The organism is Tamaricihabitans halophyticus (assembly GCF_004340875.1).
GTDB classification, from domain to species: Bacteria; Actinomycetota; Actinomycetes; order Mycobacteriales; family Pseudonocardiaceae; genus Tamaricihabitans; species Tamaricihabitans halophyticus.
The window spans coordinates 276,108-294,108 of sequence record NZ_SLXQ01000001.1 but is presented as its reverse complement, the minus strand read 5'-3'; the positions used below and the strand labels follow the sequence as shown (position 1 = coordinate 294,108).

At 66.2% G+C, this 18,001-nt stretch carries 20 protein-coding genes and 1 tRNA gene; 6 read left to right on the top strand and 15 right to left on the bottom strand.

Going from position 1 to position 18,001, the window contains the following annotated elements:
- Positions 1–19 precede the first annotated feature (19 nt).
- Positions 20–1,504 carry a S10 family peptidase gene (locus EV191_RS01425; RefSeq protein WP_132874958.1) on the bottom strand — a complete coding sequence of 495 codons (1,485 nt, stop codon included), beginning with the start codon at positions 1,502–1,504 and terminating at the stop codon, positions 20–22.
- An 18-nt stretch (positions 1,505–1,522) separates the two neighbouring features.
- On the opposite strand from EV191_RS01425, the gene EV191_RS01420 reads away from it, so the two are divergent.
- Genes EV191_RS01420 through EV191_RS01410 form a run of 3 tightly spaced genes read left to right on the top strand, consistent with a single transcriptional unit; the run spans position 1,523 to position 2,909 of the window.
- The gene (locus tag EV191_RS01420) at positions 1,523–2,269 is read left to right on the top strand and encodes a uracil-DNA glycosylase (protein WP_132874957.1); all 747 of its coding nucleotides are present in this window, start codon (positions 1,523–1,525) and stop codon (positions 2,267–2,269) included.
- Between the two features lie 35 nt (positions 2,270–2,304).
- Entirely contained in the window at positions 2,305–2,508 is a 204-nt protein-coding gene (locus EV191_RS01415) for a DUF6290 family protein (protein WP_207894365.1), read from the top strand.
- Positions 2,505–2,909 carry a type II toxin-antitoxin system death-on-curing family toxin gene (locus tag EV191_RS01410; RefSeq protein ID WP_132874956.1) on the top strand — a complete coding sequence of 135 codons (405 nt, stop codon included), beginning with the start codon at positions 2,505–2,507 and terminating at the stop codon, positions 2,907–2,909. The genes EV191_RS01415 and EV191_RS01410 overlap by 4 nt, the downstream gene beginning before the upstream one ends.
- A gap of 24 nt (positions 2,910–2,933) precedes the next feature.
- On the opposite strand, the gene EV191_RS01405 is transcribed toward EV191_RS01410, so the two are convergent.
- Positions 2,934–3,404: an SRPBCC domain-containing protein gene (locus tag EV191_RS01405; RefSeq protein WP_132874955.1), complete on the bottom strand. Its 471-nt coding sequence runs from the start codon at positions 3,402–3,404 to the stop codon at positions 2,934–2,936.
- Between the two features lie 14 nt (positions 3,405–3,418).
- Entirely contained in the window at positions 3,419–4,228 is an 810-nt protein-coding gene (locus EV191_RS01400) for an ArsR/SmtB family transcription factor (RefSeq protein ID WP_132874954.1), read from the bottom strand.
- A 173-nt stretch (positions 4,229–4,401) separates the two neighbouring features.
- Between EV191_RS01400 and EV191_RS01395 the strand changes: the two genes are divergently transcribed.
- A complete protein-coding gene (locus tag EV191_RS01395; protein ID WP_132874953.1) occupies positions 4,402–5,727 on the top strand; it encodes an NAD(P)/FAD-dependent oxidoreductase in 1,326 nt (441 codons plus the stop codon).
- Positions 5,728–5,810: 83 nt separating this feature from the next.
- Positions 5,811–5,883, top strand: a tRNA-Leu gene (locus tag EV191_RS01390).
- 147 nt (positions 5,884–6,030) lie between these two features.
- Here the strand turns inward: EV191_RS01390 and EV191_RS01385 are convergent.
- The 6 genes from EV191_RS01385 to EV191_RS01360 form a co-directional block, all read right to left on the bottom strand.
- Positions 6,031–8,607: an ABC transporter permease gene (locus EV191_RS01385; protein WP_132874952.1), complete on the bottom strand. Its 2,577-nt coding sequence runs from the start codon at positions 8,605–8,607 to the stop codon at positions 6,031–6,033.
- Position 8,608: 1 nt separating this feature from the next.
- A complete protein-coding gene (locus EV191_RS01380; RefSeq protein WP_132874951.1) occupies positions 8,609–9,397 on the bottom strand; it encodes an ABC transporter ATP-binding protein in 789 nt (262 codons plus the stop codon).
- 302 nt (positions 9,398–9,699) lie between these two features.
- Complete coding sequence (locus EV191_RS01375) at positions 9,700–9,879, bottom strand: hypothetical protein (RefSeq protein WP_132874950.1); 180 nt, start codon at positions 9,877–9,879, stop codon at positions 9,700–9,702.
- Between the two features lie 33 nt (positions 9,880–9,912).
- Positions 9,913–10,122, bottom strand: coding sequence for a type II toxin-antitoxin system antitoxin (locus EV191_RS01370; protein WP_132874949.1), 210 nt, complete (start codon positions 10,120–10,122; stop codon positions 9,913–9,915).
- 8 nt (positions 10,123–10,130) lie between these two features.
- The gene (locus EV191_RS01365) at positions 10,131–11,075 is read right to left on the bottom strand and encodes an SPFH domain-containing protein (protein WP_243658687.1); all 945 of its coding nucleotides are present in this window, start codon (positions 11,073–11,075) and stop codon (positions 10,131–10,133) included.
- Between the two features lie 88 nt (positions 11,076–11,163).
- Positions 11,164–11,640 (bottom strand): SdrD B-like domain-containing protein, encoded by a 477-nt coding sequence (locus EV191_RS01360; protein WP_165912778.1) that lies wholly within the window; start codon positions 11,638–11,640, stop codon positions 11,164–11,166.
- A gap of 152 nt (positions 11,641–11,792) precedes the next feature.
- Here EV191_RS01360 and EV191_RS01355 point away from each other — a divergent pair, with 152 nt between their 5' ends.
- Complete coding sequence (locus EV191_RS01355; protein WP_132874947.1) at positions 11,793–12,335, top strand: GNAT family N-acetyltransferase; 543 nt, start codon at positions 11,793–11,795, stop codon at positions 12,333–12,335.
- 7 nt (positions 12,336–12,342) lie between these two features.
- On the opposite strand, the gene EV191_RS01350 is transcribed toward EV191_RS01355, so the two are convergent.
- The 6 genes from EV191_RS01350 to EV191_RS01325 all read right to left on the bottom strand — a co-directional run bounded on the left by EV191_RS01350 (position 12,343) and on the right by EV191_RS01325 (position 17,977).
- On the bottom strand, positions 12,343–12,705 hold the full coding sequence (locus EV191_RS01350) for a DUF3870 domain-containing protein (RefSeq protein ID WP_243658686.1): 363 nt from the start codon (positions 12,703–12,705) through the stop codon (positions 12,343–12,345).
- Positions 12,706–12,749: 44 nt separating this feature from the next.
- Entirely contained in the window at positions 12,750–13,913 is a 1,164-nt protein-coding gene (locus tag EV191_RS01345) for an acyl-CoA dehydrogenase family protein (protein ID WP_132874946.1), read from the bottom strand.
- A gap of 22 nt (positions 13,914–13,935) precedes the next feature.
- On the bottom strand, positions 13,936–15,105 hold the full coding sequence (locus tag EV191_RS01340) for a CaiB/BaiF CoA transferase family protein (protein WP_132874945.1): 1,170 nt from the start codon (positions 15,103–15,105) through the stop codon (positions 13,936–13,938).
- Between the two features lie 200 nt (positions 15,106–15,305).
- Positions 15,306–15,941 (bottom strand): TetR/AcrR family transcriptional regulator, encoded by a 636-nt coding sequence (locus tag EV191_RS01335; RefSeq protein WP_132874944.1) that lies wholly within the window; start codon positions 15,939–15,941, stop codon positions 15,306–15,308.
- Between the two features lie 73 nt (positions 15,942–16,014).
- Entirely contained in the window at positions 16,015–16,803 is a 789-nt protein-coding gene (locus EV191_RS01330) for an ion transporter (protein ID WP_132874943.1), read from the bottom strand.
- Between the two features lie 160 nt (positions 16,804–16,963).
- Positions 16,964–17,977, bottom strand: a complete 1,014-nt coding sequence (locus EV191_RS01325) for a coiled-coil domain-containing protein (protein ID WP_132874942.1) — start codon at positions 17,975–17,977, stop codon at positions 16,964–16,966.
- Positions 17,978–18,001: the final 24 nt, after the last annotated feature.

Here is an 18,001-nt window from a genome sequence, read left to right as displayed (position 1 = left end):
GTCCCGTTTCGGGGGGCGGCTACCTGTTCGCGGCTCGGTTGACGAAGTCCGCGAGATCCGCCGCCTGCTGTTTGCGGCTGTCATCGTGCACGTACATCATGTGCCCTGCGGGGTAGTACGCGGTTTCGATGTTGTCCCGCAAGGAATCCGGAATGGGCAGTTGTGCGAGTACGTACTCGGCCGCGAAGTACGGGGTAGCTCCGTCGTAGTGGCCGAGCGCCACATGCAGCTTCAGGTGTGGGTTCGCGCGCATCGCCGCGCCCAGTTGGTCCACAACCGACACCGAGCGGCCCTCGAAGTCGGAGTACGACCATGCCCTGTTCACATCTATCGACAGGATCTCGTACGGCAGGTCGTTGGCGTAGCCAAGCTCGGAGCGCACATAGTGGTTGAACGCCGCCGAGTACGCCCCGATGATGCGCGAGATCGACGGATCGTCGCTCATCTTCTCCCTGCCGCCGTCCGGCTCCCAGGTGGTGAACCTGCCGTCCATCCGCCCGGTGGTCAGGCCTTCCGCGCGCAGCAGCTCGGTGAAGAACCTGATGTGTTCGATCCGCAGGTTCACTCGGTCCACATAGTCCGCGCTGAGCCCGGTGAGCTCGGCGATCCGTGCCACCAACTCGGCGCGCTCATCGGCGTCCAGCCGAGCGCCGCGCCGCAGGGCGACCGGAAGGTCGCGGTCGGCAAGCTCCTCGGCCTCGGCGAGTACTTCGTCGAGCGGCCGATCGCCGTGCTTGCCGTGATAGTTCGCGATTGCCGCGTAGGTCGGCAGGTACAGCGAGTACGGCAGATCATTGCCTTCGTGGAAGACGATGGTGCCCATATCCAGCACCGAGGAGATCAGCAACAGTCCATTGAGGAAGAATCCGTGCCGATCCTGAAGGTGCGCGGCCAGCGCGGCCGCGCGCAGGGTTCCGTAGGACTCGCCGGCGATGAACTTGGGGGAAAGCCAGCGCCCGTTACGCGAGGTCCACAGCCGAATGATCTCGCCAACGGATTCTATATCCGGCGTGAACCCGTGGAAGTCCTTGGGTTGCTCGCCGGTGACGGCGCGCGAGTAACCGGTGGAAACCGGGTCGATGAACACCAGGTCGCTGTGCGCGAGCAGGGTCTGCGGATTGTCCGCGAGCCGGTATGGCGGAGGTTCCGGATCGTTCACGTCGCCGGAGACCGCGCGGCGCGGACCGAGCACCCCGAGGTGTAGCCAGATGCTGGAGGAACCGGGGCCACCGTTGAAGGCGAACGTCACTGGCCGCGAGCCGGGTTCGGCACCGTCCAGGGTATAGGCGGTGAGGAAGACCTCCGCTTTGGCGAGGTGGCCCTCGAACTTGCCATCCGTGGTGACTTCCTTGCGCAGCACGACCCGACCAGTCTGCGCGGTGTAGGCGAGTTTGCGGCGCTTGATCGTGATCGAATGCTGCGTGGTGACTAGATCATCCACCGGGGTCTCGGCGGGCTTGGTGGGCTCCGGCTTGTCGGTGTCCTGGTTTTGCTCATCGGCCATGCCTGAGAGCCTACGTGCGTGCCGAGTAAAAGGTCTGCCGTTTCGCGGACGGCTAATGGTTGTCACGATATTGCTGAGCTGGACGCCGCCGTCGCCGACTGCCGGTCCTGCCCTCGGCTGGTTGACTGGCGGGAGGAGGTGGCGCGCGTGAAGCGCGCGGTCTTCGCCGGTCAGGAGTACTGGGGCCGGCCGGTCCCCGGGTTCGGCCCAGCGGATGCGGCACTGGCCATCGTGGGGTTGGCGCCGGCCGCGCACGGGGCGAACCGCACTGGGCGGATGTTCACCGGTGACCGGTCCGGTGATGTGTTGTACGCGGCGTTGCACACGGTCGGTCTCGCCTCGCAGCCCACCGTCACGCACCGCGATGACGGCTTGCGGCTGCACCGCACCAGGATCACCGCGCCGGTGCACTGCGCGCCGCCGGCGAACAAGCCGACACCGGGGGAACGGGATACCTGCCGGCCATGGCTGGCGCGCGAGTTGTCGCTACTGCGACCGGGACTGCGCGCGATCGTGGTGCTCGGCGGCTTCGGTTGGCAGGCGCTGCTGCCCGTGCTCGACGCGGCTGACTGGGAGATTCCCCGGCCGAGGCCAAAGTTCGGACACGGGGTACGGGTCGAGCTCACCGCGCGGGATGGTGCCGAGCCGTTGTCACTGTTCGGCTGCTACCACCCATCACAACAAAACACTTATACGGGTCGGCTCACCCCGGCGATGCTCGAAGCCGTACTCGCCGAGGCCCGCGACGCCGCCGGCTTACGATGAGCGACTACTGGTATCAGTAGTGGTATCATACGAGCATGCCTATGACCTTGCGGCTCTCGGATGACGAAGCGGCTGCACTGCGCCGACGTGCGGAGCTTGAGGAGCGTTCGATGCAGGAGGTGGCGCGGCAGGCGGTTCGTGAATACGTGGAGAACCACAGTCGTGTCGAGCTGCTCGACGAAGTGCTCGATGAGGAATTGCCGCGTTACGCCGAGGCTCTGGAGCGGCTCGGGCGGTGATCTACTTGACGCTGGCTGAATTACATCATGTCGCCAGGCGGACGCTCGGCGACGAGCCAGAGATCCGGGATCACGGCTTGTTGGAAGCGGCGCTGGCGCGGCCACGAACAACCGTGTTCGGCGCGGATGCCTATCACGACCTCGCGGAGAAGGCAGCGGCGTTGCTGCATTCTCTTGCGCGCAACCACGCCCTTGTCGACGGCAACAAGCGGCTGGCGCTCGCGGCGACGATTGCTTTCCTTGGTGTCAACGGCTTCCGGCTGACCCTCACCAATGACGAAGCGTATACGTTCGTCATCCAGGTGTCGGCAGGTGAGCTGAACGAAGTTTCCGTTATTGCTGATCAGCTTCGTATCGCGACAGAGTCTCGTGACGTCCGCCGCCAGGGCGGAGCACGGTAACCGCGTTCTTTAGGGTTAGCGTGGCTATTGAACCCAGGCGTCGGGGAACTTGTCGCGTACGGCGCCGAGTTCGAGGCCGTGCTCAAGTAGTGCCTTGGCGCCGCAGAGCGCGGTGGTGTAGCCGCCGGTCGAGTCGATCGCGTAGGCGATGGCCTCTTCAGCGGTGCCCGTGAAACCGGATTCGATCGCCGTGACGACCGTGCCATCGGCGTGCGGCACGAACCGGAACTCGGTGCGCAACCCGTCGGTGCCGGTCCAGTCGACGACGAGCCGTTCGGCTTCCTGGAACTCCGCGACTCGCACGCTCGCCTGTGCCCCGTACATCTCCCACTCCCAGTGCGCCTCGGCGCCCGGCGAAAGCGGCCCGCTGCTCTTGGAGAACCAGAACTTCGTGGTATGCACCGGATCGATGAAGGCAGCGAACACCTCGGCCGGCGGCCGGCGGATCAGCGTCGAGGCCGTGACTTGCGGCGCGTGCTTGTTCGATGTGGACATCACGACTCCTTCGGCTAGTTCTGCCATGCCTCGGCCGGCACCGGCGGAAGCGTCTCGCCGGTCTCCAGCAGGGTCTTCAGATCGGAAAGCAGGTGTGGCCAACCGCCGCTGACCATCTCGCGCATGGTGCTTTCCGGCGGGAAATCATCGTGCACGACGGTAAGTTTGACCGTCTCGCCGAAGGGTTCGAGGGTGAAGGTCACTTTGGATCGACGCTCGGTGGCCAACTTCGACCGCAGCGATTCATCGATACCGACCGCGACGCCCCATTCCTCGGTCGGCACGTGCCAGGTGTAGGCAAGCTTTCGATACGGTTCGGCCGTCAGCACGGTCTGGCCAGGATCGACGATCCGGCTCCCGTTCTCGTTCCACACCATCGGCGACCCGGGCTGCCAGTCGGTTTCGAAGGTGACGCCCCAGTACTGACTGGTGAACGCCGGATCGGTGAGCGCCTGCCACAGTTTCTCGGGCGTCGTCTTGATGAACGTGGTGTACACAAAGGCCTGTTCGGCCATGGGCGGTTCCTCCAATGCTCGGGTGAGGTCAGCAAGCGCTTCGGCGCGCCGCCGGTCGTACTGCCGCATCCAGCGATCGCTGAGCGCCTGGATTGGTGCGGCGTTGAGGTAGTGCAGCTTCTCCCTGCCGCGGCGAATCGTGGTGACCAGATTGGCCGCCTCGAGTACCGCGAGGTGTTTGCTGACCGACTGCCGGGCCATGTCCAGGTTCGCGCACAGCTCGTACAGCCGTTGCCCGCCGCGGGCATTGAGGCTGTCGAGTAGCCGCCGTCGGTGCGGATCGGCCAATGCTCGGAAGACGTCGTCCATGTTCCTCATGTCGATCGATCAATATGCAGCCGTGCGGCTGCATGAACAAAAGATAGGCAGCCGCACGGCTGCATGTCAATTACCGGCCGCGAGACCTTGCTTGGCAAGCGATTGCGGTCACATCTGCGATGGGCTGACCTGCGTAGGTTTGCCCTGGGTGAGACGATTGAGGCATGGCAGCGATCAACCGGGAACCCACGCGGATCCTGATTCTCGGCGGCGGTTATGTCGGCCTGTACGCGGCGCTTGGCCTGCAGAAGAAGTTGAAGGCCGGCGAGGCGTCGGTGACGGTCGTGGACCCGCAGCCGCATATGACCTACCAGCCGTTCCTGCCGGAGGCGGCGGGCGGCTCGATCGAGCCTCGGCACGTGGTCGTGCCGCTGCGGCGGGTGCTCAAGCGCTGTCATGTGCTCACCGCGCGCGTTACCGACGTGCAGCACGGCGAGCGTAAGGTCACCGTGGAGCGGCCGGATGGTCAGATCGACGAGCTCGGCTACGACGTGCTGGTCGTCGCGCTCGGTTCGGTCGCCCGGTTGTTGCCGGTTCCGGGGTTGAACGAGCAGGGCATTGCCTTCCGCACCATTGGCGAGGCCATCTACCTGCGCAACCACGTGATGAGCAAACTGGACCAGGCTTCCAGTACGACCGACCCTGAGCTGCGCAAGCGGTTGCTGACCTTCACCTTCGTCGGCGGCGGGTTCGCCGGGATCGAAGCGCTCGGTGAACTCGAGGATATGGCGCGCTTTGCCACCAGGTACTACGAGAACATCGAACCGGAGGATCTGCGCTGGGTGCTGGTCGAGGCAGCCGGCCGGATCCTGCCCGAGGTGCGCGAGAGCCTTGGCGTCTACACCGTGTTGCAGCTGGAAAAGCGCGGTATCGAGGTCAACCTGTCCACCATGGTCAAGTCCTTCGAAGGCGGCAAGGTGGAGCTGTCGGACGGCAACGAGTTCGAAAGCGACACCATCGTGTGGACGGCGGGCGTGAAGGCGAACCCGGTGCTCAAGACCTCGGACCTGCCGCTGGATCAGCGTAAGCGGGTCAAGGCGACGGCGGCCCTGCAAATCGAAGGCATGCCGGACGCGTGGACCGCAGGAGACAACGCCGCGGTGCCGGATTTGTCCAAAACGGCCGATGATCCGACCGCTACCTGTGCCCCGAACGCCCAGCACGCGGTCCGGCAGGCACAACATATGGCCAAGAACATCGTGGCCGTGCTGCGCGGGAAGAAGCCGAAGGAGTACTTTCACAAGAACGTGGGTTCGGTGGCGAGCCTCGGTCTGCACAAGGGCGTCGCGGATGTCTACAACATCAAGGCCAGGGGCTTCATCGCCTGGGGCATGCACCGCGCGTACCACGTCAGCAGGATGCCCACGTTCAACCGCAAGGCGCGGATCACCGTGGACTGGCTGCTCGGTGGACTCTTCCGGCGGGAGGCGATCTCGCTCGGGCAGATCAACGACCCGAAGGCGGAGTTCGACCGGACGACCCGTACCTGACATCACACGTGCGGGTTAAGTCACGGTGAGCTTTTTGCCGAAACCCGGAGACTGGATCGAGTTTGGCGCTTAGGCTGCTACCTGCCCCCGTAGCCCAACGGCAGAGGCAAGCCGCTTAAAACGGTTCAAGTGCCGGTTCGAATCCGGTCGGGGGCACAGGCTCAGCTCATGAGGCGGCAGGTAATCCTGCCGCCTCATGAGCACTCCGCGGCCGGGAACAGGTCGAAGCCAGGGAGGCTGGTGTCCGCTTTGTCTCCTTGGCTGGGTTTGTCGAATTCGTGCGTGCGCTGGCGACGGTCGGGCTCAGGACAGATCGTTCGTGGCTTCGACGGGCGCGGCGCGGGTGGCTGACCAGGTAGGGGCCAAGGTCGCCAGCAACGTGAGCAAGCCCGCGATCCCGACAATGGTCAAATATATCCACAGTGGACCGGAGGGCATGATGGAGTCACTTGCCACGAGGGTGAATGGCATGATGCCGAGTGCGGCGACGACGGTGCCGAGCAGGATTCCGATCAACGCGACGAGAACGCCCTCGATCCCCATCATGCGCATCACCTGGGCACGGGTCGAACCGGTGAGCCGTTGCAGGCCGAACTCCCTTCGCCGCCGGGCCGTGGCCATCACGAGCGTGTTCGCTACGGCGATCACGGTGTAGGCCGTGATCATCGCGCTCATCAGGTAGTTGACCCAAGCGCCGGTGCGTTGGTCCTCGGCCTGTGTCGCGAGAACCGCCGCGCGGTCGCTCACGGCGATGCCCGGCTGGTCCGCGGTGAGCTGCCGCACCGACGTGAGCAGCCGAGCCGGATCCGTGCTCCGCTCGGCGCGCACCAGGATGGTGGTCGCCACCCCGTCGGTGGTGTGTGCCGCGAGCAACCGCGCGGGCAACAGGAATCGCTGATCCTCGTCCTCGGACTGGTCGGCGATGCCGACGACCTGGACGTCCTCCGTGCTGCCGTCACCCATCCGCAGTGTGATGGTGTCCCCGACGCCGCGGCCGAGGATCTTCGCGTACTCGGAAGGCAACACGACGGTGTTCCCGGTCAGGTCGGCGAGATCGCCCTCCGTCAGCCGGATCGACGTGGTCGCCGCGGCGCCCGATCCCGTCAGGCCGAGCGCGGGGAACCCCTCGTCATCCTGTGTCCCCTCGAACGGATCCACCACGAACACCCTGCTGTCCGCCGTTTCCGAGGCACCGGCGACACCCGGAAGCGACTGGATCTTCGGTAGCAGATCAGCGGGCAGACCGGATGGCGCGGAGTTGACGACCGCGTCGGCCCGCAGGCTCTCGGTCCGGGCGCGTTCGCTCATCTCGTCCTGTGTGGTCTGTAGATAGATGTTCGCCGTAGTGACGCCAACGGCGAGCATGATGGGCGTGACCGCGGAAGCCACCAGCACCACGCGGGACCGGGCGTTGAGCACGGCGAGGTACCCGCCCGCCCCGGTGACCAGCCGCAGCAGTGGACGCAGCACGGCCGCGGCGATTCGGGTGGCGCCCGGGCTGATCATCGCGAGCCCGATCGCCCACAGCAGCACGGACGGCCCCGCGGTGCTGGCGGCGACGGGCCCCGTCATTACCGCGACGGTGACGATGAACAGCGCTAAACCACCGCCGAAGCAGAGAATCGCGGTGATCACCCGGAACGCGGTCACCCACCGGCGCGGGATGGCCGCGTCGGTGAGCGCGTCGACGGGACGAGACTGGGCCGCTCGGCGCCCGGAGACCCATGCGGCGAGCAGCGCCGCGAGCAAGACGGCACCCGCGCCGGACAGCACGGAGATCCAGCTCTGCCGGTACTCCATGGCTTGCGGCACAACACCATTGGCGGTCAGCTGTCCGAACAGCCGATCACCGAGCAGTATTCCGGGGAGTACCGCGAGCGCACCGGCGAGCAGGGCGGTGACCAACGTTTCACCGATCACCATCCGGCGTGCCTGGCCGGGGGTCGCGCCGATCGCCCGCAACAGTGCGAGTTCCCTGCGACGATGCTGGATCGACAGGGTCATGGTGCTCGCCACGACGAACATCGCCACCGCGGTGGCCATCCCGCCGGACACCGCGGACAGCGAGATCAGGTCCACACTGCGGTCCTGGGCCTCGGGGAACTCGGCGAGACCCCGCTCGTCCCCGGTCAGCACCGTCGCGGGGGTGCCCGCGAGCGCCGACTCGATCGCGGCGCTCAGCTCGGCACGGTTGGTGCCGGGTTGGGAAAGAACCCCGATGGCGTCGACGTTTCCGGTGTTTCCGGATAGTCGTTCGGCGTCGGTGCCGGTGAAGAACAGGGCGGAGGTGCTTGGCGTGTTGCCAGCTTCCGGAGCCGCGATGCCGGACACCCGGAACCCGGTGCTGTCGCCGCGCGCCGAGACGTCGGCACGATCGCCGACCGTGAGTCCGGTGCGCTCCGCCGTGTCGCGGTCGAGGACAACATCGCCGGAACCCGGTGGCGTGCCCGCATCGAGTCTGTACGGGGTAAGGGCGGCGGAATCCCAGCCGTGCCCTGTCGTGGCGACACCGTCGCCTGCCACGGTGGTGGGGAACGAGATGTCGCCGACCGCTTCGGCTACCCCCGGCACCTTCTTCAGCGTTGACACCAGGTTCGGGTCCAGCCGCATTCGTTCGGGGAGCGTGGCCTCCTGGGTGTCGAGTTCGTCGTCGGGATCACGCGGGGCGTCCGGATCGTCCTGCGGTAGTTGGAAACTCTGCGCTCCCGTCACGACAACCGGCGCCTCCGCGAGACGCTGCGGTGCGACCGCGGTGGTGATCCCGGATTCGAGCAGCCCCGCGCAGCCCACGACGAGGGCGGTGCCGAACAACAGTGCGATGAACGTGGCGACGAAACTGCCGGTGCGTTTGCGGAGCGTGCGCAGGGCGATGCCGAACATGTCAGCGGTTCCGCGTGCGCACGGAGCGGTTCTCGGCCACCTGCTCGCCGAGGTGAGCCATCCGCTCGGCGACCGAGTCGACGGTCGGCGAGACATCGTTGCCGACGATCTGGCCGTCCGCGAGGAACACCACCGAATGCGCGTAGGAGGCGGCCACCGGGTCGTGCGTGACCATGACGATGGTGTGCCCCTGCGCGCGCACGGTGTCCCGCAGCAACGCGAGTACCCCGGCGGAGGTGCGGGTGTCGAGCGCGCCAGTCGGCTCGTCGGCGAAGATCACCGCGGGCCGGGTGATCAGCGCACGGGCGACCGCGACCCGCTGTTGTTGGCCACCGGAGAGCTGGTCGGGCAGGTGATTGCGACGCTCGGTTAGCCCGACCGCGGCGAGCACGTCCCGCATCTTGTCCTTGTTCGGCTTCCGGCCGGCGAGCCGCAGCGGCACGGTGACGTTCTGCGTGACGGTCAGCGCGGGCAGCAAGTTGAACGCCTGGAAGATGAATCCGATCCGCTCCCTGCGAAGCTTGGTGAGCTCGGTTTCGCTGAGCTTGTCCACCTGTTCGCCGTCCAGCAGTACGGAGCCGGACGTCGGCCGATCCAGACCCGCCGCGCAGTGCAGCAGCGTGCTCTTGCCCGAACCGGACGGTCCCATCACGGCCGTGAAGCTTCCTCGTGGCAAGCCGATCGTGACATCGTCGAGCGCGACGATGGCGGAATCGCCTTTGCCGTATACCTTGCGCACCGAGTCAAGGCGAACGGCATCGGCCGCGCCGTCCCTGTCATAGACGTCCATGCGGTGGTCAAACCCCCGGTAGTCGCGCGCTTCAGGTACGCCGCACAGTCTTCCTAACGGTGGTGGGCCGTTCCATGGCGTTGGCCGCAGTTCTCGCGGTAGGGCTGGCCATACCCCGTCCCGGTTACCGGCCATGTCGCAAGATCCCTAAAGATTGCGATCTCGGGGTGTGTGTCATGGGCTCGAAGCCGTCACCGGGTTCTCGCTGGCTGGTACTCCGATGTTCGGTTCGGTCCACCACCAAGCGATCGATTGCGGAACGTGGTCGTCCACCTGCTCGCGGGGTGCGGCCGGCACCACGCTCATCGATGCGCGGCGAGCAATCGCGCCCGTTCCGCCGCGTCATCGCCAAGGCCGCACTGGTCAACCCAGTCCTGTGCACGTCGCTGTGCCTCGTCGCGCGCTGGGTTCAGCACCGAAGGCAGCGGGCACCATGCCGGTTCTGTCGCTATGGTAACGAGTTCTTCAGCCCGCGCGGTCATGCTGCGGCGCCCTTCGGCTGGGCCCAACAGTGGTTACTCGCCGGTGTCTTCCTTGCGAGGTCTTCCGCGCGGTCTGGCGGGTTTGACGCCGGATGGCAGCCTGCCCGCATCGGCTAGCGCCTTCCGTAGCACGAACTCGATCTGCGCGTTCGTGCTACGGAGCTCATCGGCAGCCCAGCGCGCAAGGGCATCGTGCAACGTCGGATCCAGCCGCAGCAGCAGCTTTTTGCGCTCTGGTGGCACGGCATGACCTACTGGTAGAGCGTGCCGGTGTTGACGATTGGCTGGGTGTCCCGGTCGGCGCAGAGCACGACGAGCAGGTTGCTCACCATCGAGGCCTTGCGTTCCTCGTCCAGCTCGACGACCTCGTCTTCCTCCAACCGGTTCAGCGCGAGCTCGACCATCCCGACGGCACCGTTCACGATCTGTTTGCGTGCCGCGACAACCGCGCTTGCCTGCTGCCTGCGCAGCATGGCCGAGGCGATTTCCGGCGCGTAGGCCAACCTGGTCAGCCGGGACTCGATGACCCGTACGCCAGCCGCGCCCACCCTGGCGCGAATCTCCGTGGACAGCTTCGAGGTGATCTCCTCGGCATTGTCCCGAAGGGACAGTCGATCCTCGCCCTGCGCGTCGTACGGATAGCTGTTCGCGATATGCCGCACGGCGGTTTCCGTCTGAATGGACACAAAGGAGCGGAAGTCGTCCACTTCGAACACTGCCTGGGCAGTGTCCTCGACCTGCCAGACCACCACCGCGGTGATCTCGATGGGGCTACCGTTCAGGTCATTGACCTTGTTGACACCCGTTTCGTGGTTACGGATCTTCGTGGAGATCTTCCTGCGGGTGGTCAGCGGATTGACCCAACGCAACCCCGGCGTACGGATCGTGCCGGTGTAGCGGCCGAGGAACTGGACCACGCGGGCCTCACCGGGATCCACCACGGTGAGGCCATGCAGCAACAGCCCACCGCCGGAGGCCACCAGTACGCCGATCACCAGCAACGGCCAGCGCCAGTCGAACGCGTCGAACAGACCGAGCACGCCGAGTACCAGGCCGAGCAGCATGATAGCGGTGCCCAGGATTGCCATCGGCATTCCCGCCGTGGCGACAGCAGCCCGCTCGGTCACCTTTGGCGTCGGCATATTCAGCTGGGAGCTGGCCTCGGCGGCCTCATCCCCGGTTGGCCCCTGCGACATCGTCGACCCCTTCCACATGGCTGACCTACTCGCACAAGGGTAGCATTGTGATATCAGTTTTTCGAGGCGCGGACCGAGTGCGGTCGAGCTACCCGCCGAAGTGGAATCCTCCGCCGAGGTACTGATCCGAAACGAGCTCGCCGTTGCTGTCGAGCGTGACGCTCGTGGGGATGATCGCACCCACGCCCTCGCGGTATTCGGTGAAATCGCTGTCCGTGCGCGGATTCCCGACATGTGACGGTGAGATCAGTGGTGACGATTTGGCGTAGCGCACCTCGTAGTCGCCAACCGGCACACCGGTGAAGCTGAACCGGCCGTTCTCGTCGGCCGTGGCGTTGTCCCGGTGATTGCCGGAAAGCGAGACGAGTTCGAGGTCGGCGGGGATGCCATCCTCGTCCGGGTCCTGCTGGCCGTTCAGGTCGGCATCGAACCAGATGCGGCCGGCGATCTCGGCGCCAGTCGCCCCGGTTGGGGCGGCCTGGTTGGCGCTCGCCGCCGGTGCCAGCGCGATACCGCCGAGTCCGGCTGCGAGAACCATGCTCAGTACGCCGATTGTCTTGCGCATTGTGCGACCCTTCCAGTATGTGACACCTATTTGGATCATGTCACGCGCCGATGCTCGGTGGGGTTGCCCGGTAGATCCGATCTGGTTATTGCCATTCTGCTGCAATAGTGTGAGGTTGGCAGGAAGGATCGACTGGCGATGCGGAGTGAGTGATGTCGGCGGGGACTGAGCAAGCCATCGGGGACTACCTGGTGCGCGTGGCGCGGCCGGCGGATGTCGCCGGGGCCCGGTCGGTCATCCTGGACACCCTTTACCGGGTGCTTGGCTACGGCTACGTGCCCGAATGGCACGCCGATGTGGTCGATCTGGCCGGCACCTATCTGGACAACCCCCGGCACGCGCTGTTCGTCGCGGTACACCAGAACCATGTGGTGGGTACGGCGGCGGTACGGGCGCGCGGGCCGAAACGCCCCGACTGGCTCGTCGAGCGCTACCCATCGACCAGTACGGCCGAGCTGACCAGAACCTACGTGCGCCCCGAGCATCGCAGGCATGGCCTTGCCAACGCGATGATCGACCTTGCCTGCGAGTTCGTCGCGAGCGACGCCGGCTACCAGGCCATCTATCTGCACACCGATCCGGCGATCGAAGGCGCGGAGCCGTTCTGGCGCTCGATCGGCAAGGAAGTCCACGACTCGCGAACCGCCGAACCGTACGACGGCTGGCTGCATTTCGAGATTCCGCTGCCCGCCTGAAAGCCGGTCAGTCGCGCAGCGTTTCGTAGCTGTCCATGCAGCGGCGCAGCGCGGTGTGCAACGCCGCGCCCGACTGCCCGTAGTAGTGCCGCTGTACCCGCGCCATGATCTCCGCCTGCTGGTCACGCACGGACATCCCGTCGATCAGCGCGGCGAAGAAGATATCCGCGAGCTCGGTGAGCAACGTGGTGTTCGCCGCGGCGATCCGACCGGTTTCCCTGTCCACCACCAACACCACGCCCAGCCGTTCGTACTGGGAATGGCTGGCTACCGCATCGGGCAGCCGTGCGTAACCAGACAGCAGCAGCAGGTCGGCGCCGGCCGCCAGCTGTTCGCGCATTCCCGCCCACCGTGCGTTCTCAGCAACCACGGTGCTCGAGGATATGCGCGTCCAGCTTGGCCGGCCGCGATCGGTCAGCGAAACGCCGAGATACCGGTGGCCGCCGCGCCCAGGGTGAGGGCGTGTACCTCCTCGGTGCCTTCGTAGGTCAGCACCGTTTCCAGGTTCGCCGCATGCCGCATCACCGGGTACTCCAGGGTGATGCCGTTGGCCCCGAGCACGGTGCGTGCGGTCCTGGCGACCTCCAGCGCGGCGGAGACGTTCGCCATCTTGCCGAAGCTGACCTGCTGCGGTTGCAGTTGCTCGGCGTCCTTGAGCCGGCCGAGGTGCAGCGCGAGCAGGTTCGCCTGGTTCACCGCGACCAGCATGTCGGCGATCTTGCGCTGGGTCAGCTGGAAGCCGGCGAGCGGTCGACCGAACTGCTCGCGGGTGCTCGAATAGTCGAGCGCGGCCGCATAGCAGGCCCGCGCGGCGCCGGCGACGCCCCACAGGATGCCGAACCGCGCCTCATTGAGGCAGCTCAGCGGGCCGCGCAAGCCGGTAGCCCCTGGCAATACGGCCGATTCCGGTAGCCGTACGCCTTCCAGCACCAGTTCCGCCGTCACCGAGGCGCGCAGCGACAGCTTGCTGTGGATGGCCCTGGCGGAAAACCCTGGTGTACCCGCGGGCACCAGGAAGCCACGGATACCGTCCTCGGTCTGCGCCCAGACGACCGCGACCGCGGCGAGCGTGCCGTTGGTGATCCACATCTTGGTGCCGTCCAGCACCCAGTCGCTGCCGTCCTTACGTGCCCTGGTGCGCATCGAACCCGGGTCACTGCCGGAATCCGGCTCGGTGAGCCCGAAACAGCCGATCGCCTCACCAGCGGCCATCTTCGGCAGCCACTCGGTGCGCTGTTCCTCGGAACCCCAGCGGTGGATGGCGTACATCGCCAGCGAGCCCTGTACCGAGACAAAACTGCGGAGTCCGGAGTCGATCGCCTCCAGTTCCCTGCAGGCGATTCCGTAGCTCACCGCAGAGGTACCGGCGCAGCCATACCCGGAAAGGTGCATGCCGAACAGCCCGAGCTCGCCGAACCGCTTGGCCAGCTCGGTTGGCAGGTCACCACTTTCGTACCAGTCGGCTACGTTCGGCGCGAGCTCCTCATTGGCGAACTTGCGCACGGTATCGCGGACATCCCGCTCCTCTGCGGACAACTGCGCGTCCACCGCGAGAAAGTCGTGCGGGTCGGGGGCCATGGGCGGTTCCTTCCTGTCTTGCCTATGGAGTTTCGTCGGTCAGTTGGGCGAGCAGTTCCGCGGTGTGTTCACCGAGCAGTGGCGGCGGCAGGCTCGCACCGACCTCGGTGGAGGCGAGCCGGAACGCGGGCCGCACCAGTTCCAGGTCACCCGCCTTGGGATGCTGGACGGTCATCGTCGCCGGGGCGCCTCGGGTTTCGGGCTCGCGCAAGGCTTCGAGTACGCCGTAGATCCGGCTGGCCGGCACGCCAGCCGCGCTCAGTCGCGCGGTCAGCTCCTCGGCTGGCCAGCTGGCGATCCGAGTACCCAGCACCTCGAGCAGCTCCACGCGGTTGCGTACTCGCTCCGGGTTGGTCGCGAACCGGGCGTCTTCGGGCAGCCCGGGAAGTTCGAGCACCTGGCACAGCCGGCCGAACTGCGCGTCGTTGCCCGCGGCGACGACCAGCGCGCCGTCGGCGGCTTCGAAAGGCTGGTACGGCACGATGCTCGGATGCGCGTTGCCGTGCCGGCCCGGCTCGATCCCGGTGGTCAGCGCGTTCTGCGCGATATTGACCAGCCCGGAAAGCGCGGCGGATAGCAGCGCGACGGTGACGTACTCGCCCTTGCCGGTGCGGCTACGGCCGTGCAGCGCGGCGAGAATGGCCGTAGCGGCGTTCAACCCGGTGAGTACGTCGACCAGCGCGACGCCGATCTTGGTCGGCTCGCCCGAGGTTTCGCCGGTGATACTCATCAGCCCGCTCTGCGCCTGGATGATCGCGTCCAGCCCGGCCCGCGGATCCGGCTGCTCGCCGGGAGGATAGGCCTGGATAGAGCAGTAGACCGCGCCCGGATTGCTCGCCTTGACCGTCTCGTAGCCGATACCGAGCCGATCGGCTACACCGGGCCGGAAGTTCTCCACCACGATGTCCGCGCTCTGGCAGAGCGCGAGCGCGATGTCCCGGTCCCGCTCGGCGGCAAGATCCAGCGCGATACTGCGCTTACCCCGGTTCACCGCAAGGAAGTACGCGCTCTCGCCGGAAACCTCGGGCGGGCCCCAGGCGCGCGTGTCGTCGCCAGCCTCGGGGCGCTCGACCTTGATCACCTCGGCGCCAAGATCGGCCAGCAGCATCGTGCAGTACGGCCCGGCCAGTACTCGGGAGAAATCCGCTACGCGTATACCGGCAAGTGGTCCCCGTGCGCCGTTTTCGGACATGCTCAGCCTCGTTCCCGCTCGTCACCACACCGAGGCACGGCGGTGCCTCGGCAAGTGCTGGGAACTCTCGCCGGGACGCGTCTCCGGGTAGGGCACGCTGCGGCGAGAAGGCAGCGCAGCCGACAATACCGGCTAGCCGGTCAAGGTCCAAGCACACGTCGGGGCCCAGAAGCTTTAAGGTTAGCGAGACTGGCGCGGGCTCAGGTGACGGTCAGCGCCATGGTCAGCCGACGGATCTCGCCGATCACCGCGGTCAGCTCGATCGTGGAATCGGCAAGCGAGTGTTGGTAGACCAGCTCGTTCAGCGCGCCGATCAATGCCACCGCGGACAGCGTGTAGTCCCGCTCGGGTATCTCGCCGCGCCGCACCGCGCGGTTTGCCTCGCCCACGATGAACTCCACCCATCGCTGCCGCCAGACCAATCGGTGTCGCTCGACCTCCGGGCTCACCCCGGTCAGCTCGACGTAGGTGACCTTCGCGAGCCTGGCATCGCTTGCCGTGGCCGAGACGTAATCGCCCGCGATGACCTCGACCCGTTCGGCGAGCGGGGCCTCGTCCAGGCCGGCGAGCCGGTCGAGGATCCGGCGCATGCCTTCGGTCACCGTGCGGTCGTGTAGCGCGATCAGCAAGGCCTCGCGGCTGGTGAACTCCTCATAGAAGTTGCGGGTCGACACCCCCGCCGTTGAGCAGAGCTTCTCGATCGAGGTCGCGGTGTAGCCCTTCGTGCCGAACAGCTCGAGGCCGGCGGCCAACAGCCGCTCGCGACGCTGGGCGCGACGATCCTCGGCCGTACGGCCGCGATACCGGCGTGTCGTCGGGGGGTTGGTACCCGTCATAGGTGTGTGCTCCCAGCCGTGTGCAGCACGCCACACCTTAGTGTGCCCGATTGACGAAAAGCGACCGGGAGGGTTAACCCGATCCTGGGTCACCCGAATTGGGGGTATCCGGCTGGCCCCTACTGTGATCCAGCTCATCTTCGTGGACGGCGAGGCGAATCTGGGTGACGTTCTCGCGTACCGCGTCGGCGACGAACTCATCGGTACGCGGATCGGTGAGCACCTCCAGGATCACCCGCAGCGCGGCGTCCGTGCTGCCCCGAACTACCTGGTCATAGAACGGCAGTACGGACAGCTTGCCGAGCTGGCGGTCCTCGGCGAGCTTCTCCGCGACCATCGCGCGGATCTCGTCCTCGTTCTCCCGGAGCGCGCGAGCGGTGTTCTGCGTGTAATGCCCGCGCTTGAGCACATCGGTGACCTCGTCGAGCACCGCGATGGTGATCGGGCGCTTCAGCGTTTCCACGATCGGGCCGGAGAACCGGCTCACGATGCGCCGGGTGAAGCCTTCGCCAACGGCGCGGTCCAGCGAACGGGCGAAGCGCAGCAGCACCACGATGATGCGCAGCAGCCGGAAGCCACGCAGCGCGGGATGCGCGATCGGGATCATGCCGAGGATCTCGAACCAGTTGCGCAGCGGGAAGCCGCGCTGCCAGCCGCTGCGCCACCAGCGCCAGAGGAACTCGATGGCGAAGATCCCACAGATCGCGGTGTCGATGATGAACACGGTCTGGGTGGTTGCCGGCGAGACATCGAAGAAGATCACCCAGGCCAGCAGGATCACCGAGCAGACCGCGAGTAGCAACATGACCAGGTCGAGCAGGCTGTTGCGCGCCCGGAACCCGGCTTGCCGCTGCTCGGCCATCCGTGGGTCACTCCCGTTTAGGTGCTGGCGTGTTCGCTTGCTGACCGGCTGACCTCACCGTGCCGCTGATCTTGGCACGGCGAGGTCAGCACTCTGCCAGCTGGGAGGTGTGTTGACCAGGGCAGCGTTTTATCACCCGAACGGGCGAGGTGTTCGCTGGTCAGCGCGCCTTGGCACTTACCTTGTGGTTCCCGCTCTTGTTGGCTGGGCCGGGCGTCGGTTTCGGCTTGTCGTCCTTACCGGCCTCACTCGACCCGCCGGAGCGTTGCTGCGGGGTGCTGGTGTCCTCATCCTGTTCCTGCTCGAGCGGTTCGAGCAGAGCAGCACTCTTGCCGAGGACCTGTTGTGCCGAGCGCACCTGGGCAAGTACGTCGCCGCGCAGTGAACGCAGCCGCTCCACCTCGTCGGTCGCGCGTTGCTCGCGGATGCTCGCGGCCTTTTCGGCGTTGGCCTCGACCTCCTCGGCTCGCTGGGTGGCCTCCCGGATACGCCGCTCGGCTTCCTCGGTCGCCTCGGTGATCTTCTGCTGCGCCTGCGCTTTGCTGCTGGACTGCCGCTCGGCGATCTCCTCGTCCAACTTCTTGCGGTCGGCGGCGAGCTTCGCGTCGAACTCGTCCTGGATCTTCGTGCGGTGCGCCTCGGTCGTGGCGTCCTGCTCCTCGCGCCGGCGCTGCGCCTCGGTTGCCAACCTTGGTAGTTCGGTGCGCACGCCCTCCACTACGGACCGGTGTTCGGTCTGCAGTTCTTCGCGCTGCCGGTCGACTTCGGCGAGCAGTTTCCCGTAGCGCTCACGCAGTTTGCTGGACAGCTCCTCTGTGGTCGCCAGGCTGTGATCGGCCTCGGCCTGGGCGCGCGCGACGATCTCGTCGGCCTGCGCGTTGGCGAGTCGCACCATCCTGCGCAGCCGGTCGTCCAGGTCTTCCTCGCTATGCGGCCCCTTGGACAGCTCGTCGATCCGTTTGTGCAGTTTGGAAACTTCGGATCGAGCCGCCTGTAACGCCTCGGTCAGCTCGTCCACTTGGGATAGTGCGGCATCTCTGTCCGCGGCGAGCAGCTGGACGTTCGCATCGACTTCCTCGATGTACTGGAAAACCTGTGCACGGTCGAAGCCGTGCCATACGACGTCGAATCCCGGGTTGAGGGGAACGAGTTCAGGATCTTGCTCAGGGGGCATACTTCGACGTTACCTAATTTTTCC

Bases quoted from the DNA above. Each gene is read 5' to 3' on its own strand.
- EV191_RS01355 (WP_132874947.1), top strand. From the start codon at position 11,793: ATGTCGGCGGGGACTGAGCAAGCCATCGGGGACTACCTGGTGCGCGTG.
- EV191_RS01385 (WP_132874952.1), bottom strand. From the start codon at position 8,607: ATGTTCGGCATCGCCCTGCGCACGCTCCGCAAACGCACCGGCAGTTTC.
- EV191_RS01345 (WP_132874946.1), bottom strand. From the start codon at position 13,913: ATGGCCCCCGACCCGCACGACTTTCTCGCGGTGGACGCGCAGTTGTCC.
- EV191_RS01405 (WP_132874955.1), bottom strand. From the start codon at position 3,404: ATGTCCACATCGAACAAGCACGCGCCGCAAGTCACGGCCTCGACGCTG.
- EV191_RS01330 (WP_132874943.1), bottom strand. From the start codon at position 16,803: ATGGCCGAGCAGCGGCAAGCCGGGTTCCGGGCGCGCAACAGCCTGCTC.
- EV191_RS01395 (WP_132874953.1), top strand. From the start codon at position 4,402: ATGGCAGCGATCAACCGGGAACCCACGCGGATCCTGATTCTCGGCGGC.
- EV191_RS01380 (WP_132874951.1), bottom strand. From the start codon at position 9,397: ATGGACGTCTATGACAGGGACGGCGCGGCCGATGCCGTTCGCCTTGAC.
- EV191_RS01425 (WP_132874958.1), bottom strand. From the start codon at position 1,504: ATGGCCGATGAGCAAAACCAGGACACCGACAAGCCGGAGCCCACCAAG.
- EV191_RS01400 (WP_132874954.1), bottom strand. From the start codon at position 4,228: ATGGACGACGTCTTCCGAGCATTGGCCGATCCGCACCGACGGCGGCTA.
- EV191_RS01325 (WP_132874942.1), bottom strand. From the start codon at position 17,977: ATGCCCCCTGAGCAAGATCCTGAACTCGTTCCCCTCAACCCGGGATTC.
- EV191_RS01375 (WP_132874950.1), bottom strand. From the start codon at position 9,879: ATGACCGCGCGGGCTGAAGAACTCGTTACCATAGCGACAGAACCGGCA.
- EV191_RS01335 (WP_132874944.1), bottom strand. From the start codon at position 15,941: ATGACGGGTACCAACCCCCCGACGACACGCCGGTATCGCGGCCGTACG.
- EV191_RS01360 (WP_165912778.1), bottom strand. From the start codon at position 11,640: ATGCGCAAGACAATCGGCGTACTGAGCATGGTTCTCGCAGCCGGACTC.
- EV191_RS01340 (WP_132874945.1), bottom strand. From the start codon at position 15,105: ATGTCCGAAAACGGCGCACGGGGACCACTTGCCGGTATACGCGTAGCG.
- EV191_RS01415 (WP_207894365.1), top strand. From the start codon at position 2,305: ATGCCTATGACCTTGCGGCTCTCGGATGACGAAGCGGCTGCACTGCGC.
- EV191_RS01365 (WP_243658687.1), bottom strand. From the start codon at position 11,075: ATGTCGCAGGGGCCAACCGGGGATGAGGCCGCCGAGGCCAGCTCCCAG.